This is a genomic window from Enterobacter cloacae complex sp. P2B, assembly GCF_014895985.1.
Taxonomy (GTDB): Bacteria; Pseudomonadota; Gammaproteobacteria; order Enterobacterales; family Enterobacteriaceae; genus Enterobacter; species Enterobacter bugandensis.
Genome location: NZ_JADBQQ010000010.1, coordinates 240,320 through 256,223 on the forward strand (window position 1 = coordinate 240,320; position 15,904 = coordinate 256,223).

General features: G+C 55.7%; 14 protein-coding genes. 8 read left to right on the forward strand and 6 right to left on the reverse strand.

From position 1 onward, the window contains the following. Positions 1–356: 356 nt before the first annotated feature. A complete protein-coding gene (gene mioC, locus IM313_RS10040) occupies positions 357–806 on the reverse strand; it encodes an FMN-binding protein MioC (RefSeq protein WP_041911749.1) in 450 nt (149 codons plus the stop codon). A 90-nt stretch (positions 807–896) separates the two neighbouring features. After that, on the reverse strand, positions 897–1,355 hold the full coding sequence (gene asnC, locus IM313_RS10045; RefSeq protein ID WP_008500198.1) for a transcriptional regulator AsnC: 459 nt from the start codon (positions 1,353–1,355) through the stop codon (positions 897–899). 151 nt (positions 1,356–1,506) lie between these two features. On the opposite strand from asnC, the gene asnA reads away from it, so the two are divergent. Beyond that, positions 1,507–2,499, forward strand: coding sequence for an aspartate--ammonia ligase (asnA, locus tag IM313_RS10050; RefSeq protein WP_041911750.1), 993 nt, complete (start codon positions 1,507–1,509; stop codon positions 2,497–2,499). Here the strand turns inward: asnA and viaA are convergent, their stop codons facing one another. Both viaA and ravA read right to left on the reverse strand, forming a co-directional pair. After that, a complete protein-coding gene (gene viaA, locus IM313_RS10055; RefSeq protein WP_041911751.1) occupies positions 2,500–3,951 on the reverse strand; it encodes an ATPase RavA stimulator ViaA in 1,452 nt (483 codons plus the stop codon). Continuing rightward, positions 3,945–5,441: an ATPase RavA gene (gene ravA, locus IM313_RS10060; RefSeq protein WP_045631286.1), complete on the reverse strand. Its 1,497-nt coding sequence runs from the start codon at positions 5,439–5,441 to the stop codon at positions 3,945–3,947. The genes viaA and ravA overlap by 7 nt, the downstream gene beginning before the upstream one ends. Positions 5,442–5,662: 221 nt before the next feature. Between ravA and kup the strand changes: the two genes are divergently transcribed. The 7 genes from kup to rbsR all read left to right on the forward strand — a co-directional run bounded on the left by kup (position 5,663) and on the right by rbsR (position 13,613). Continuing rightward, positions 5,663–7,531 carry a low affinity potassium transporter Kup gene (gene kup / locus IM313_RS10065; protein ID WP_192971864.1) on the forward strand — a complete coding sequence of 623 codons (1,869 nt, stop codon included), beginning with the start codon at positions 5,663–5,665 and terminating at the stop codon, positions 7,529–7,531. Between the two features lie 227 nt (positions 7,532–7,758). Beyond that, entirely contained in the window at positions 7,759–8,178 is a 420-nt protein-coding gene (gene rbsD, locus IM313_RS10070) for a D-ribose pyranase (RefSeq protein WP_192971865.1), read from the forward strand. Positions 8,179–8,185: 7 nt separating this feature from the next. Continuing rightward, positions 8,186–9,691, forward strand: coding sequence for a ribose ABC transporter ATP-binding protein RbsA (rbsA, locus tag IM313_RS10075; RefSeq protein WP_028014908.1), 1,506 nt, complete (start codon positions 8,186–8,188; stop codon positions 9,689–9,691). 4 nt (positions 9,692–9,695) lie between these two features. Then, positions 9,696–10,661 carry a ribose ABC transporter permease gene (gene rbsC, locus IM313_RS10080; RefSeq protein ID WP_006808742.1) on the forward strand — a complete coding sequence of 322 codons (966 nt, stop codon included), beginning with the start codon at positions 9,696–9,698 and terminating at the stop codon, positions 10,659–10,661. A gap of 27 nt (positions 10,662–10,688) precedes the next feature. After that, positions 10,689–11,579 (forward strand): ribose ABC transporter substrate-binding protein RbsB, encoded by an 891-nt coding sequence (gene rbsB / locus IM313_RS10085; RefSeq protein ID WP_010426610.1) that lies wholly within the window; start codon positions 10,689–10,691, stop codon positions 11,577–11,579. 108 nt (positions 11,580–11,687) lie between these two features. Then, the gene (gene rbsK, locus IM313_RS10090; protein ID WP_192971866.1) at positions 11,688–12,617 is read left to right on the forward strand and encodes a ribokinase; all 930 of its coding nucleotides are present in this window, start codon (positions 11,688–11,690) and stop codon (positions 12,615–12,617) included. A gap of 3 nt (positions 12,618–12,620) precedes the next feature. Beyond that, positions 12,621–13,613 carry a ribose operon transcriptional repressor RbsR gene (gene rbsR / locus IM313_RS10095; protein WP_028014905.1) on the forward strand — a complete coding sequence of 331 codons (993 nt, stop codon included), beginning with the start codon at positions 12,621–12,623 and terminating at the stop codon, positions 13,611–13,613. Here rbsR and mdtD read toward each other — a convergent pair. Continuing rightward, the gene (gene mdtD / locus IM313_RS10100; protein ID WP_028014904.1) at positions 13,579–15,012 is read right to left on the reverse strand and encodes a multidrug transporter subunit MdtD; all 1,434 of its coding nucleotides are present in this window, start codon (positions 15,010–15,012) and stop codon (positions 13,579–13,581) included. The two genes, rbsR and mdtD, sit on opposite strands and share 35 nt — an antisense overlap. Next, entirely contained in the window at positions 15,009–15,716 is a 708-nt protein-coding gene (locus IM313_RS10105; protein WP_028014903.1) for a FadR/GntR family transcriptional regulator, read from the reverse strand. Before IM313_RS10105 ends, mdtD begins: the two co-directional genes overlap by 4 nt. Between the last annotated feature and the right edge of the window lie 188 nt (positions 15,717–15,904).

The window sequence follows — 15,904 nt, forward strand, 5'->3', positions numbered from 1 at the left end:
AAGCGGTATGAAAATGGATTGAAGCCCGGGCCGTGGATTCTACTCAACTTTAGTCTTTCGAGAAAGCATTGGGATCCTGGGCTATTAAAAAGAAGATCTTTTTATTTAGAAATCTGTTCTATTGTGATCTCTTATTAGGATCGCGGACACGTGTGGATAAGTCCGATCCTGCAAATAAGATCATGCAGTTAGGAAGGATCGTTTGCTGTGAATGATCGGTGATCCAGGACCGTATAAGCTGGGATCAGATCGCGACTTTATGCACAGGCCAAAAACGACGCTAGGGTTGTTATTTGGATAACTACGGGTTAATACGAGCTTTTAACCAGAGTTATCCACATCTGTTCGCGCGATCTTTAATCGTTTTTGAGTAAATTTTTCCATTCCGCGAGCCAGATCTCGGCTGGATCTTCCGGAATGTCATGATCGAGGATGTTGATCTTGAGCGTTTCACCCAGCTGTTTTGCTCCGCAAGCGGTAACAGCGGCTTCGACCTTCTCTATTGCCCCGCAAAAGGTGTCATATTCACGACTGCCGATCCCCACTGCGCCAAAACGGACGTTTGACAGGTCGGGCTGCTGTTCCAGCAGTTCGTCATATAAAGGTTGCAGGTTATCCGGCAGATCGCCCGCGCCGTGCGTGGAGGTGATCAGCAGCCAGACCCCGTCAGCCGGGAGATCTTCAAGCAGCGGCCCGTGCAGCGTTTGTGTAGAAAAGCCTGCATCTTCCAGCTTTTCAGCCAGATGTTCCGCTACGTATTCCGCACCGCCAAGAGTGCTGCCGCTGATAAGGGTAATGTCCGCCATTGATCGCTCGCTCAGATAAAGAGGGGATCATTGTACGCTGTGAACGAGCTGGGATCTACCTGTGGAAAATGTGGGAATGAATTTGCCCGATCACGGGCGGATGGTACGCATGATCGGGTTTTGCAGGGAGATCAGTGTCTCGGTGGACTGAATTTCATCGATTGTTTGGATCTTGTTGATAAGTACCTGCTGGAGGGCATCGATGGAGCGGCACATCACCTTAATAAAGATGCTGTAGTGCCCGGTGGTGTAGTACGCCTCGGTGACTTCATCGAGCGCGTTCAGCTTTGCCAGCGCGGAGGGGTAATCTTTTGCGCTTTTAAGAATAATGCCGATGAAGCAGCAGACGTCGTAACCCAGCTGCTTCGGGCTGACGTCGATGCGCGCACCGGTAATGATCCCTGCCTGCTTCATCTTCTCTACGCGAACGTGAATGGTTCCCGGGCTGACGCCAAACTGTTTCGCCAGTTCGGCGTAGGCTGTACGGGCATTGGCCATTAAGGCCTCAAGGATGCCGCGGTCCAGATTGTCGATCTGATAATTTTCCATAGCTTTTTCTTATGAAGATTAATGAATACGTCTATTCTAGCGTCTTATTTTAACGAATCAAAAGTGAAGTTGGCTTTTTGTTGATGGGTTATTGAATTAAGTGTCGGTTCTGTTGCTTAATCATTATCAACAGGACGCAGGAGTATAAATAATGAAAACCGCTTACATCGCAAAACAACGCCAGATCAGTTTCGTAAAATCCCATTTTTCCCGCCAGCTTGAAGAGAAGCTTGGTCTTATTGAAGTTCAGGCGCCGATTCTGAGCCGCGTGGGTGACGGGACGCAGGATAACCTGTCTGGTTGCGAAAAAGCGGTACAGGTAAAAGTGAAAACACTGCCAGATGCACAGTTCGAAGTGGTGCATTCCCTGGCGAAGTGGAAGCGTCAAACCCTGGGACAACACGACTTCAGCGCGGGCGAAGGGCTTTACACGCACATGAAAGCCCTTCGCCCCGATGAAGACCGCCTCTCCCCTATTCACTCTGTCTACGTTGACCAGTGGGACTGGGAGCGCGTGATGGGTGACGGCGAGCGTCATGTCGGTACGCTGAAATCAACCGTTGAGGCGATCTACGCGGGGATCAAAGCGACCGAAGCGGCCGTGAGCAAAGAGTTTGGTCTGGTACCGTTCCTGCCGGATACGATCCACTTTGTCCACAGCCAGGAACTGCTGAGCCGCTTCCCGGATCTGGATGCCAAAGGCCGCGAGCGGGCGATCGCCAAAGAACTGGGCGCGGTATTTCTGATTGGCATCGGCGGCAAACTGTCTGATGGCAAACGGCACGACGTTCGTGCGCCGGATTATGATGACTGGAGCACCGCGGGCGAAAGCGAATATGCCGGTCTGAACGGCGATATTCTGGTCTGGAACCCGGTTCTGGAAGATGCGTTTGAGCTCTCTTCGATGGGGATCCGCGTGGATGCAGAGGCGCTGAAGCGCCAGCTGGCGGTGACTGGTGATGAAGATCGCCTTAAATTAGAGTGGCATCAGGCGCTGCTGCGCGGTGAAATGCCGCAGACCATCGGCGGCGGTATCGGGCAGTCCCGTCTGACCATGCTGCTGCTGCAACTGTCTCACATTGGTCAGGTGCAGTGTGGGGTCTGGCCGCAGCAGGTACGTGAAAGCGTCGATTCTCTTCTTTAATTAACGCCGCCAGCGTCTGAGCAGGCGGCTACGCAACCCGGTATCAAAGCGCCAGATATGATCGAAGATGCGCATGATGCCGGGTTTTCCATGTGCGGACATCGCCACGGCATGAAAACGGTGCTGGTGCACGCGCTGCAGCTCCTTCACTTTATTTACCACATCTTCCGGCAGCCGCTGGGCAATGAAATCGGAAATCACCACCGCGTCAGCGTCGTACCAGTCGCCGCCCTGCATCCGTTCTACAATGCTGCGAAAACAGCTGGCCAGATCGGTGCCGCCGCGAAAACGCTGGCTTAAAAAGCGGATGGCCTGCTCAATGCCCTGCTGGTTCGTCAGCTCGTAGCCCACGACTTCGCTGGAGAAGAGCATGATAAAGCAGCGACGGCGGTCAGCGAGCGCCACGCGCATCAGCGCCAGACAGAACGCCTTCGCACACTGCTCGTTAAAGCCGCCCATTGAGCCGGACGTATCCACGCAGACAATAAACGGCCCGCGCGGCTGCTCATCAAAGTCCTGATGCACGACCGGGCGCTGGCTGAGCTTCTCTCGCCAGGCTTCGCCGTGCAGCCGATAGGTGAGAAGCTGTTTTTCCACCAGCCGCCGGTAAAACTCATACTCCAGTTCGGTCATCCCCAGCGTGCTTAGCTCGGTCGGCAGCAGGCGCAGGATGTCATCGCTTTGCTGGAGTCCGTCGACCTGCTCCGGCACGGTAGCCGGTTCGCGTACAAGGGTGCGGAAGGTTTCCATCGGGGCATCCTTCTTTGGGACCGATTTGGCCTCTCGCGAGCGGCCGAGCTGTTCCGCGAGCTTCATCAGCTCCGGCTGCTGGGTAAGAAAGTCGCCGTACTTCACGATCAGTTGATAATCCCCGCGCCGCAGCTGCCCGGCGCTCATATCCCAGAGGCGACCAGCGGCGTTTTCATTTTCTACCAGCACCTCTTCGAGCTGGCCACTCAGCGTCATGCGTTCCTGGACTTCGCTGAGCAGCTGTTCCCGCTCTTCATCCAGAAGCTGTTGGTTCAGCGTGGTAGCCTGGACGACCAGGCTCAGGCGCCAGCGCTGTAAAAAGAGCGTGTGCAGCGCCGGGGTAAAGGTGGCGTTTTCTGTGACCAGCGTTCTGGCCTGGCTGGCAAACGGAGAGTGGACTTTATCGAGCAGGGTAAGGGTTTGCGGGATCTGGACGATAAACTGTGGCGTCGATAGCCGCTGACACTGCTGATAGGCCGCGACTTCCTCCGTCAGTTCAGGCGGGACTTCTGTCTCCTTAAACCGCTGCCGCAGATTGTCGCGCCAGCGCGGGAGATCGTCCGTCATCGCTTTTTTGAGCTTCGGGAATTTTTCAAAGAAGGCCGCCAGCTGCGGCGATGCCAGAAGGGTAATCACCACCTCCTCGATCAACCCTTCCTCGCTGACGGCCAGCATCATATTGAGCGTGTCCAGCGTTAGCATTGACGCGCCTGTTTGATCTGCGCGCTGACGTCCTGCAGGCTGGCTTCAATGCGACCTAGCCAGTCGCTATGAATAAAGAGGCATTTTTGCTGCTCGCTGAAGCGTGTGTGCTGCTGATGCCATTCGGTATCCAGCGCTTCCAGCTGCTGTTTAATCTCTTCCGGCACGCTGTCCGAGGCGGTGCCGGGAAGCGCAAGACGCGATCCCTGAAGGCTCACGTCGCGGATCACCAGGTGCTGGCTGCTGTCCACTTCCATATTCAGCGGCTGCGCGAAACCGATGCCGTTGAGCTTTCCGCGGATCTCCCCGCCCTTATCCAGCCACTGCGCCAGCGGCTCGCGCTCAATCGTAATGTGCACCACCTGCATATCATGCAGCTTGAGGGGCTGCTGGAGCAGCAGTGTCAGCGTCGTGCCGGTCAGATCGGCGGGTAGCTCGTAATGCGGTTTGCGGGCGAACATGCCGCCCAGTCGGTTCACTTTTAGCGCGGTTTTATCGCTTTGCTGCTGCTGGAGCTGAATGCGCCGTTGGGCAATCGCCCCCAGCTGGTTGAGCATCGCCTGCTGCCCCCAGGCGTGCCCGGTCATCAAAACGTCCAGCTGCTGCTGCATCAGGTTCATGCCTTCTGCGTCGTGCCAGAGGCAGTCTTTTAGCAGGATCAGATCGATAGGGGCGACCGCGTCGCGACCGCTGAACAGCGCGCTGGCCTGGAGCAGACGGATCGCTTTTTTCCAGCGACGATCCGAGACGTACGGGGCGGAAGGCAGGGAATCAAGCTGCTGGCGCAGCATGAAGATCAGCTCAAAGACGGCGTCGGGCAGCTTAATTTTACCGATCTCGTCCTGCCACTGATGGTACTCCTCGTCCGTCACCTGCAGTGAAGGCGCGACCGGGTTTTCGTTTTCGTCCTGCTGGCTCACCAGCATTGAACGGAAGTTTGATTTATCCTGGACTTTATCCAGCCACAGGCGGATCAGCATGCGGTCATACAGCGCTTCCAGGCTGCTGTCGGCTTCGGGCAGTTCGTTTGACGCGGCCACCAGCAGGCGCATGGGGATCTTCTCTTCGCTCGCGCCGTTACGGAAGCGGCGTTCGTTGATTGCCGTCAGCAGGGTATTCAGAATGGCCGGGCCGGCTTTCCAGATCTCATCAAGAAAGACGATTTCCGCTTCCGGGAGATAGCCCGCCGTCAGACGCTCATAGCGCCCTTCATCTTTCAGCGCCTGAATAGAAAGCGGGCCGAAAACTTCTTCTGGCGTGGAGAAGCGCGTCATCAAATACTCGAATGCGCGAGCGTTCTGGAAAGCGAACTTTAGGCGGCGTGCAATCAAACTTTTGGCAATGCCCGGCGGTCCCAGCAGAAATACGCTTTCACCGCTCAATGCCGCCAGCAGGCAAAGGCGAATGGCGTGGCTACGCTCGTAAAGGCCTTTCTCCAGCGCGCTGCTGAGGCGGGAAATTCTTTCTGCTAATAAATGTGAGTGAGCCATAATAGTTTTGCATCCTTTCGCCGTTGTGGCGGCCAATTGAAGCGAGTATAGACGTTTCAGTCAGGGCTGGTAATAGGCTGAAGTGCGGCGCAATTTTCTTTGCGCTACATTAATGCGGTTGCATTTAGGGGTACGATTTTGCAATGAATCGTGCATACTGTGCGCTTTTTGTGGACCAAGGGACAGGAACACATTTGTTATTTAAACGAAAAGACTAGTCTATGAGCACTGATAATAAGCAATCATTACCCGCAATAACGCTTGCGGCGATCGGGGTTGTCTACGGTGATATCGGCACCAGCCCACTTTATACGCTTCGTGAATGTTTGTCCGGCCAGTTTGGCTTTGGTGTTGAGCGCGATGCCGTGTTTGGCTTCCTGTCCCTCATCTTCTGGCTGCTGATTCTGGTCGTTTCCGTTAAATATCTCTCCTTCGTTATGCGTGCAGATAATGCGGGCGAAGGCGGGATCCTGACCCTGATGTCCCTTGCCGGTCGCAATACCTCGGCCAGAATGACGTCTGTGCTGGTGATTATCGGCCTGATAGGTGGCAGCTTCTTCTACGGGGAAGTGGTGATAACACCGGCTATCTCGGTGCTCTCGGCGATTGAAGGGCTGGAGATTATTGCCCCGCAGCTTGATACCTGGGTTGTCCCGCTGGCAATCATCGTGTTGACGCTGCTGTTCATGATTCAGAAACACGGTACCGGGCTGGTGGGCAAACTGTTTGCGCCGATTATGCTGGCCTGGTTCCTGATCCTGGCGGCGCTCGGTTTGCGCAGCATTATTGCGAACCCGGAAGTGCTGCATGCGCTGAACCCTTACTGGGCGGTGCATTTCTTCCTTGAATACAAAGTGGTTTCCTTCGTGGCGCTGGGTGCGGTCGTGCTCTCCATCACCGGTGTGGAGGCGCTCTATGCTGACATGGGGCATTTCGGGAAGCTGCCTATCCGCGTGGCATGGTTTATTGTGGTGCTCCCGTCGCTGGTGCTGAACTACTTCGGTCAGGGCGCGCTGTTGCTCAAGAACCCGGAAGCGATTAAGAACCCATTCTTCCTGCTGGCACCTGACTGGGCGCTGGTGCCTATGCTGATCCTCGCAACGCTGGCGACCGTGATTGCGTCTCAGGCGGTGATTTCCGGGGTGTTCTCTCTGACACGTCAGGCCGTTCGTCTGGGATATCTCTCGCCAATGCGCATCATCCATACCTCAGAGATGGAGTCGGGCCAGATCTACATCCCGTTCGTTAACTGGCTGCTCTACTTCGCTGTTGTGATCGTGATTGTTAGCTTCGAACACTCCAGTAATCTGGCGGCGGCCTACGGTATTGCCGTGACCGGTACGATGGTGCTGACGTCGCTTCTCTCCACCACGGTGGCGTACCGCAACTGGCACTGGAATAAGTTCCTCGTGGGGATGATTCTGGTGGGCTTCCTGTGCATTGACGTGCCGCTTTTCTCTGCGAACCTCGACAAAATTGTCTCCGGTGGCTGGCTGCCGCTGACGCTGGGCCTGTTGATGTTCATTGTCATGACCACATGGAAAAGCGAGCGCTTCCGCCTGCTGCGCCGCATGCATGAGCACGGTAATTCTCTGGAGGCAATGATCGCGTCGCTTGAGAAATCCCCGCCGGTGCGCGTGCCGGGTACCGCGGTTTACATGTCTCGTGCCCTGAATGTGATCCCGTTTGCGCTGATGCATAACCTTAAGCACAACAAAGTGCTGCACGAGCGCGTGATCCTGCTGACGCTGCGCACCGAAGATGCGCCGTACGTTCACAACGTGCGCCGCGTACAGATTGAGCAGCTGTCCCCGACCTTCTGGCGCGTGGTGGCGAGCTACGGCTGGCGCGAAACGCCGAACGTGGAAGAGGTGTTCCACCGCTGCGGTCTGGAAGGGTTAAGCTGCCGGATGATGGAGACGTCGTTCTTTATGTCCCACGAGTCGCTGATCATCGGCAAGCGCCCATGGTACCTGCGTCTGCGCGGCAAGCTGTATCTGATCCTGCAGCGTAACGCCCTGCGCGCGCCTGACCAGTTTGAGATCCCGCCTAACCGCGTCATTGAGCTGGGGACGCAGGTTGAGATTTAAGTCTCCGTGCGGCCTGATGCCCTCACCCCGTCCCTCTCCCATAGGGAGAGGGCGCAAACATCTAAAACGGTAACCTGACGGTTACCGTTTTGCATTTACCTCCCCCTCCATTTCACTTAGCGAAACGTTTCGACGTTGATCACAAATCCGTTACGTCATGATGGTTTTCTGAACATTTATGCGGCTACACTGTTTTTAGCGAAACGTTTCGCTAGTGGAGCAAGAAAATGAAGAAAGGCACGGTTCTCAACTCAGAAATCTCATCGGTTATTTCCCGTCTTGGGCATACCGATACGCTGGTGGTTTGCGATGCAGGCTTACCGGTTCCGCGCAGCACAACCCGTATCGATATGGCGTTAACGCAGGGCGTGCCCTCGTTTATGCAGGTACTGGAGGTGGTGACGGCGGAGATGCAGGTTGAGGCGGCCATTCTCGCGGCGGAAATCAAACAACATAATACGCAACTCCACGAAACGTTGCTCAGCCATATTGAGCAGCTGCAACAACACCAGGGAAACACCATAGAAATTCGTTACACAACGCACGAACAGTTCAAACAACAAACCGCAGACAGTCAGGCGGTGATTCGCAGCGGGGAGTGTTCCCCGTATGCGAATATCATTCTCTGTGCTGGCGTCACCTTCTGAGGCCATCATGGACGCATTACTGCAACTCAAAGGGATCGATAAGTCGTTCCCGGGCGTAAAAGCCCTCTCAGGTGCGGCGCTTAACGTCTACCCAGGACGCGTGATGGCGCTGGTGGGCGAAAACGGTGCCGGCAAATCCACCATGATGAAAGTGCTGACCGGGATCTACCAGCGCGATGCCGGTTCACTCGTTTGGCTGGGTAAAGAAACCACCTTTAACGGCCCGAAATCCTCTCAGGAAGCGGGTATCGGCATTATTCACCAGGAGCTGAACCTCATCCCGCAGCTGACCATTGCGGAGAACATCTTCCTGGGCCGCGAGTTCGTGAACCGGTTCGGCAAAATCGACTGGAAAACCATGTACGCCGAAGCGGACAAGCTGCTGGCGAAGCTGAACCTGCGCTTTAAGAGCGACCGCCTGGTGGGCGACCTCTCCATCGGCGATCAGCAGATGGTGGAAATCGCGAAGGTGCTGAGCTTCGAGTCGAAGGTCATCATTATGGATGAACCGACCGATGCCCTGACCGATACCGAAACCGAATCCCTGTTCCGCGTGATCCGCGAACTGAAAGCGCAGGGGCGCGGCATTGTCTATATCTCTCACCGCATGAAAGAGATCTTCGAAATTTGCGACGACGTTACCGTCTTCCGCGACGGCCAGTTTATTGCCGAGCGCGAAGTGGCGACGCTGACCGAAGATACGCTGATCGAAATGATGGTGGGACGTAAGCTCGAAGACCAATATCCGCATCTGGACAAAGCGCCGGGCGAGATCCGCCTGAAGGTAGATAATCTCTGCGGCCCGGGCGTAAACGATGTGACCTTTACCCTGCGTCAGGGCGAGATCCTGGGCGTGGCGGGCCTGATGGGCGCGGGCCGTACCGAGCTGATGAAAGTGCTGTACGGCGCACTGCCGCGCACCAGCGGTTACGTTACTCTTGACGGCCATGAAGTGGTGACCCGCTCGCCGCAGGACGGGTTGGCGAACGGCATTGTCTATATTTCCGAAGACCGCAAGCGCGACGGCTTAGTGCTGGGCATGTCGGTGAAAGAGAATATGTCCCTCACCGCGCTGCGCTATTTCAGCCACAGCGGCGGCAGCCTGAAGCATAAAGATGAGCAGCAGGCGGTCAGTGATTTTATCCGTCTCTTTAACGTTAAAACCCCGTCGATGGAGCAGGCTATTGGCCTGCTTTCCGGCGGGAATCAGCAGAAAGTGGCGATTGCCCGCGGGCTGATGACGCGCCCGAAGGTGCTGATCCTCGACGAGCCAACCCGCGGCGTGGACGTGGGCGCGAAAAAAGAGATCTATCAGCTGATTAACCAGTTCAAGGGCGACGGTCTGAGCATCATTCTGGTCTCTTCCGAGATGCCAGAAGTATTAGGCATGAGCGATCGCATTATCGTCATGCATGAAGGGCATCTCGGCGGTGAATTCACTCGCGAGCAGGCCACCCAGGAAGTTCTGATGGCTGCCGCTGTGGGCAAGCTTAATCGCGTGAATCAGGAGTAAGAAGATGACTACCCAGGCTGTTTCTGGTCGCCGCTATTTCACAAAGGCATGGCTGATGGAACAAAAATCGCTGATTGCCCTGCTGGTGCTGATCGCGATTGTTTCGACCATGAGCCCGAACTTTTTTACCGTCAATAATCTGTTCAACATTCTGCAGCAGACGTCGGTGAACGCCATTATGGCGGTCGGCATGACGCTGGTGATTTTGACCTCGGGTATCGATCTGTCCGTCGGTTCCCTGCTGGCGCTCACCGGTGCGATCGCCGCTTCAATTGTGGGAATTGAGGTCAACGCGCTGGTGGCCGTTGCGGCTGCACTGGCGGCTGGCGCGGCGATTGGTGCCGTTACCGGCGTGATTGTGGCAAAAGGCCGCGTTCAGGCGTTTATCGCCACGCTGGTGATGATGCTGCTGCTGCGCGGTGTGACCATGGTTTACACCAACGGTAGCCCGGTGAATACCGGGTTTACGGATAACGCGGATCTGTTTGGCTGGTTCGGTATCGGTCGCCCGCTGGGTGTCCCGACCCCGGTCTGGATCATGGCTATCGTCTTCCTGGCGGCGTGGTACATGCTGCACCATACCCGCCTGGGCCGTTATATCTATGCGCTGGGTGGTAACGAAGCAGCCACGCGCCTGTCCGGTATCAGCGTTAATAAAGTCAAAATTATCGTGTACTCCCTGTGCGGCCTGCTGGCCTCTCTGGCGGGCATCATCGAAGTGGCGCGCCTCTCTTCCGCACAGCCAACGGCGGGGACGGGGTACGAGCTGGATGCCATCGCGGCGGTGGTTCTGGGCGGTACGAGCCTTGCGGGCGGTAAAGGTCGCATTGTTGGGACATTGATCGGCGCACTGATCCTCGGTTTCCTGAATAATGGTTTGAATTTGTTAGGTGTTTCCTCCTATTACCAGATGATCGTTAAGGCAGTGGTGATTTTGCTGGCGGTACTGGTAGACAACAAAAAACAGTAACTGACGACACTACAGGACATCTTAGATATGAACATGAAAAAACTGGCTACCCTGGTTTCCGCTGTCGCGCTGAGCGCAACCGTAAGTGCTAACGCCATGGCGAAAGATACCATCGCGCTGGTCGTCTCTACCCTGAACAACCCGTTCTTCGTCTCCCTGAAGGACGGTGCGCAGAAAGAAGCGGACAAACTGGGCTACAACCTGGTGGTGCTGGATTCACAGAACAACCCGGCGAAAGAGCTGGCTAACGTTCAGGACTTAACCGTTCGTGGCACCAAAATTCTGCTGATCAACCCAACCGATTCTGATGCCGTAGGTAACGCCGTGAAGATGGCAAACCAGGCGAAAATTCCGGTGATCACTCTGGACCGTCAGGCAACGAAAGGCGAAGTTGTGAGCCACATTGCGTCTGATAACGTGCTGGGCGGTAAAATTGCTGGTGACTACATCGCGAAGAAAGCCGGTGAAGGCGCGAAAGTTATCGAACTGCAGGGTATCGCCGGTACTTCCGCGGCCCGTGAACGTGGTGAAGGCTTCCAGCAGGCCGTGGCTGCACACAAATTCAACGTGCTGGCCAGCCAGCCGGCAGACTTCGACCGTACTAAGGGTCTGAACGTCATGCAGAACCTGCTGACCGCGCATCCAGATGTGCAGGCGGTATTTGCACAGAACGATGAGATGGCGCTCGGTGCGCTGCGTGCGCTCCAGACCGCAGGTAAATCAGATGTGATGGTTGTCGGATTTGACGGCACGCCGGATGGTGAAAAAGCAGTAAATGATGGCAAACTGGCTGCGACCATCGCTCAGCTGCCTGAGCAGATTGGCGCGACTGGCGTTGAAACTGCCGACAAAGTGCTGAAGGGCGAAAAAGTTCAGGCCAAATACCCTGTTGACCTGAAGCTGGTCATTAAGCAGTAAAGGCGATTCAGGCAGTCGCTGGCTGCCTGAGGGACACCAAATAAAAGAAAAGTGTGGCATACGCCACCGGGTAATACCGGTGGCGCTCTCAGATGGACACCTCAATACATGAAAACCGCAGGCAACCTCGTCGTCCTTGGCAGTATCAATGCCGATCACATTCTTAACCTTGAAACGTTCCCCACTCCGGGCGAAACCGTCACCGGCAATCAGTATCAGGTCGCGTTCGGCGGTAAGGGCGCAAACCAGGCAGTTGCCGCCGGGCGCAGCGGGGCGAATATCGCGTTTATCGCCTGTACGGGTGATGACGATACCGGCGAGCGCGTACGCAAGCAGCTGGCAAGTGACAACATCGATACTGCACCCGTCAGCGTTGTTGAAGGGGAATCTACCGGTGTGGCGCTGATCTTCGTCAATGCGGAAGGTGAGAATGTCATCGGTATTCATGCAGGGGCTAACGCCGCGTTAACGACTGAACGCGTCGAAGCGCAGCGTGGGATCATCGCCGGAGCGGAAGCCCTGCTGATGCAGCTGGAGTCTCCGGTTGAAAGCGTGCTGACCGCCGCGAAAATTGCGCATGAAAATCATACCACTGTCGTACTTAACCCTGCGCCTGCCCGTGTATTATCAGATGAACTGCTGGCGCTGGTAGACATCATTACGCCGAACGAAACCGAAGCGGAAAAGCTGACGGGCATTCGCGTTGAAAATGACAATGATGCCGCGCGTGCGGCGAAAGTGCTGCATGCAAAAGGCATCGGGACCGTTATCATTACTCTTGGTAGCCGCGGGGTGTGGGCTAGCGTCAATGGCGAAGGCCGTCGCGTGCCGGGCTTTAAGGTCAAAGCCATCGATACCATCGCCGCTGGAGACACCTTCAACGGTGCGCTGGTGACGGCATTGCTGGAAGGAAAAGCGATGGATGACGCGATCCGCTTTTCGCATGCCGCCGCCGCGATTGCGGTGACGCGCAAAGGCGCACAGCCTTCTGTTCCGTGGCGTAAAGAGATCGATGAATTCTTAAGTCAGCAGGGGTAACGCTTGGCTACGATGAAAGATGTCGCCCGCATGGCGGGCGTTTCTACTTCGACCGTCTCTCACGTTATTAATAACGACCGCTTCGTCAGCGAGGCGATTCGGGAGAAAGTCGAAGCCGCAGTAAAAGATCTTAACTATGCGCCGTCGGCGCTGGCGCGCAGTCTGAAGCTTAACCAGACGCGCACCATCGGCATGCTGATCACGGCCAGTACCAATCCTTTCTATTCTGAACTTGTTCGTGGCGTAGAGCGCAGCTGCTTCGAGCGTGGCTACAGTCTGGTGCTGTGCAATACCGAAGGCGACGAGCAGCGCATGAACCGCAACCTGGAAACGCTGATGCAAAAACGCGTCGACGGGCTGCTGCTGCTCTGTACCGAAACGCATCAACCTTCAAAAGAGATCATTCAGCGCTATCCTTCTATTCCAACGGTAATGATGGACTGGGCGCCGTTCGACGGGACCAGCGATCTGATTCAGGATAACTCGCTGCTGGGCGGCGATATGGCGACGCAGCACCTGATTGATAAAGGCCATACCCGCATTGCCTGCATTACCGGACCGCTGGATAAAACCCCGGCGCGCTTGCGTCTGGAAGGCTATCTTTCGGCAATGGAGCGGGCAGGGCTTGCCATTCCTGATGGCTATCGCATCACCGGCGATTTCGAGTTTAACGGCGGTTTCGAGGCTATGCAGACGCTGCTGGCGCAAGAGCCTCGCCCGCAGGCGGTGTTTATCGGCAACGATGCGATGGCGTTTGGTGCCTATCAGGCGCTGTATCAGGCGGGATTGCGCGTTCCGGACGATATGGCGATCGTCGGTTACGATGATATCGAACTGGCGCGCTACATGACGCCGCCGCTGACCACGATCCATCAGCCGAAGGATGAACTGGGTGAGCTGGCCATCGACGTGTTGATCCACCGTATGGCGCAGCCCACGCTGCAACAGCAACGTTTGCAGCTTACTCCTGTTCTGATGGAACGCGGTTCGGTTTAGCTTTCTCTTTGTGACGCTCTTTAATCAGGTTCCGGCCATCTTTCGGTTTTAACAACATAAAGACCAGCGCCGACACCACGGTAAGCGCGCCCATGGTGATAAAGGTATAGTGGAACTGCTCAACGGTATTCGTGCCGTCAAACCCTTCATAAAACCGCAGCACCGCCGCGCTCACGGCTACCCCGAGGCTGATCGACAGCTGTTGGGTCACCGCCAGTACGCTGTTGCCGCTGCTCGCGTTCTCGTCGGTCAGGTCCGCAAGGGTGATGGTGTTCATCGACGTGAACTGCGTTGACATCGCCATTCCCAGCACAAACAGCGGCAGGATCAACATCCAGACCGGTAACGCCGCGGATTGCAGCGAGAACTGCGCAATCATCAGACCGATAAAGACCGTCACGCCAACCAGCGTTTTACGATAGCCAAACCAGCGCAGTACCTGCGTGACCGTTGATTTCGCCAGAATGGAACCCATTGCCGTGGGCGCCATCATGCAGCCGGCAATCAGCGCCGGGTAGCCGAACCCCACCTGCAGCATCAATGGCATCAGGAACGGTACGCAGCCCGTGCCCAGACGTGAGGCAATATTGCCCGCGATCCCGACGGAAAAGGTTCGGGTGTTAAAGAGAGATAAAGAGATAAGCGGTGTCGGGTGACGACGCGCATGGCGTATATAAAGAAGGAACAGCAGAATACCACTGAGGATGACGGCGAGCGCCAGCCACGTTTCAACGAGCTTCTCGCCAATGAGCTCCATGCCACTGGAGAACAGCACCAGGCTCAGTCCAAACAGGAAAAAGCCGCCCATATCGAAGCTGCGCCTTGGCGTGGTGAAGTTCGGCATATATTTGCGGGCATAGATCAGCCCTGCCACGCCAATCGGAATATTAATCAGGAAAATCCAGTGCCAGCTTGCCCAGGTAACCAGCACACCCCCGAGGACCGGGCCAAGTATTGGGCCGACCAGCCCCGGCATGGTGACAAAGTTGAGTACGGGGAGCAGTTCGCTGCGTGGGTAGGCACGCAGCAAAGCGAGGCGCGCCACCGGCATCATCATCGCGCCGCCTATTCCCTGCAGTACGCGAAAGATAACCAGCTCCGTTAATGAAGTGGAGAGCGCGCAGGCCAGTGAACCGAGCGTAAAGAGCGTTACGGCCAGCATGAAAACTCTGCGGGTACCGAAGCGATCGGCCAGCCAGCCACTTACCGGGATCAACATCGCCACCGTGAGGGTGTAGCTGATGATGGCGGACTGCATTGCCAGCGGGGAGCGGTTAAGGCTTTGCGCAATGGCGGGAAGCGCCGTATTGAGGATGGTGGCATCCAGTGCCTGCATAAAGAACGCCATGGCTGCAATCCACGGCAATCCGGCCATGCTGCGCGCTTTTTTCTCTGTCATTTATTTACCTGCTGGTGGGTTGGTGCGGTCAGCAATGCCTGACATGCAGTCAGGGCTCGCTGCCCGTCGCTCTCCTGAATGGCATCTACTATCGCCTGATGCAAATCCAGCTTTACCACTTCGTCTTGTGTAATAGAGGTAAAGTAGGTGTGGTACACCGAATGGAATAACGAAGCAAAGGAAGTGAGGAACGGATTGGCGCTCATCATATAGATATGTTCATGCCAGGCCATATCGACCTCAATCCATCGTTCCCGGTTGAAGTGTTTTTTCAGGAACACCATCTCTTCCATGAGTGCGTTAAGCTGCGCTTTCTGCTCTGCTGTCCCGAGCGTGGCGGCAAGCAGGCATGCCTGAGGTTCAAGGCTGCTGCGCATTACAAGAAAGTGATCGACGACCTGATGAAAGTTGTCTTCGGTCATCCACCAGGAGAGCAGCTCCTGATCGAGAAAATTCCAGTTATTCTGTGGCATCACGCGCGTGCCAATACGAGGGCGTGGAAGCACCATGCCTTTTGCCGTCAGGGTTTTCACCGCCTCGCGAACCGCGGTACGGCTTACTCCAAACTGCTCACCCAGCTCCAATTCACCCGGCAGGATGCTCCCCGGGGCATATTTACCCGCTAAAATCCGCTGCGCCAGCTTTTCTGCCAGCACATAGGACAGATTTTTTTGGGCGGCCAGCTGTTGTGCGCTTAATGGCATCGCTTTTATTCCTTAATGTTTCATGCTGTTAATTATGCCACCTCGAATGTGATTGTGGTTGCAGATACATCAAATAGAACAATTTGTAGCTTGATATCACCTCTGTTGGTGAAAAAAAACACGGTCAGAAACTTTTTTTGAATTTCCTCTTGTCACTTAAGAATAACGCCCTATAATGCGCCTCCACT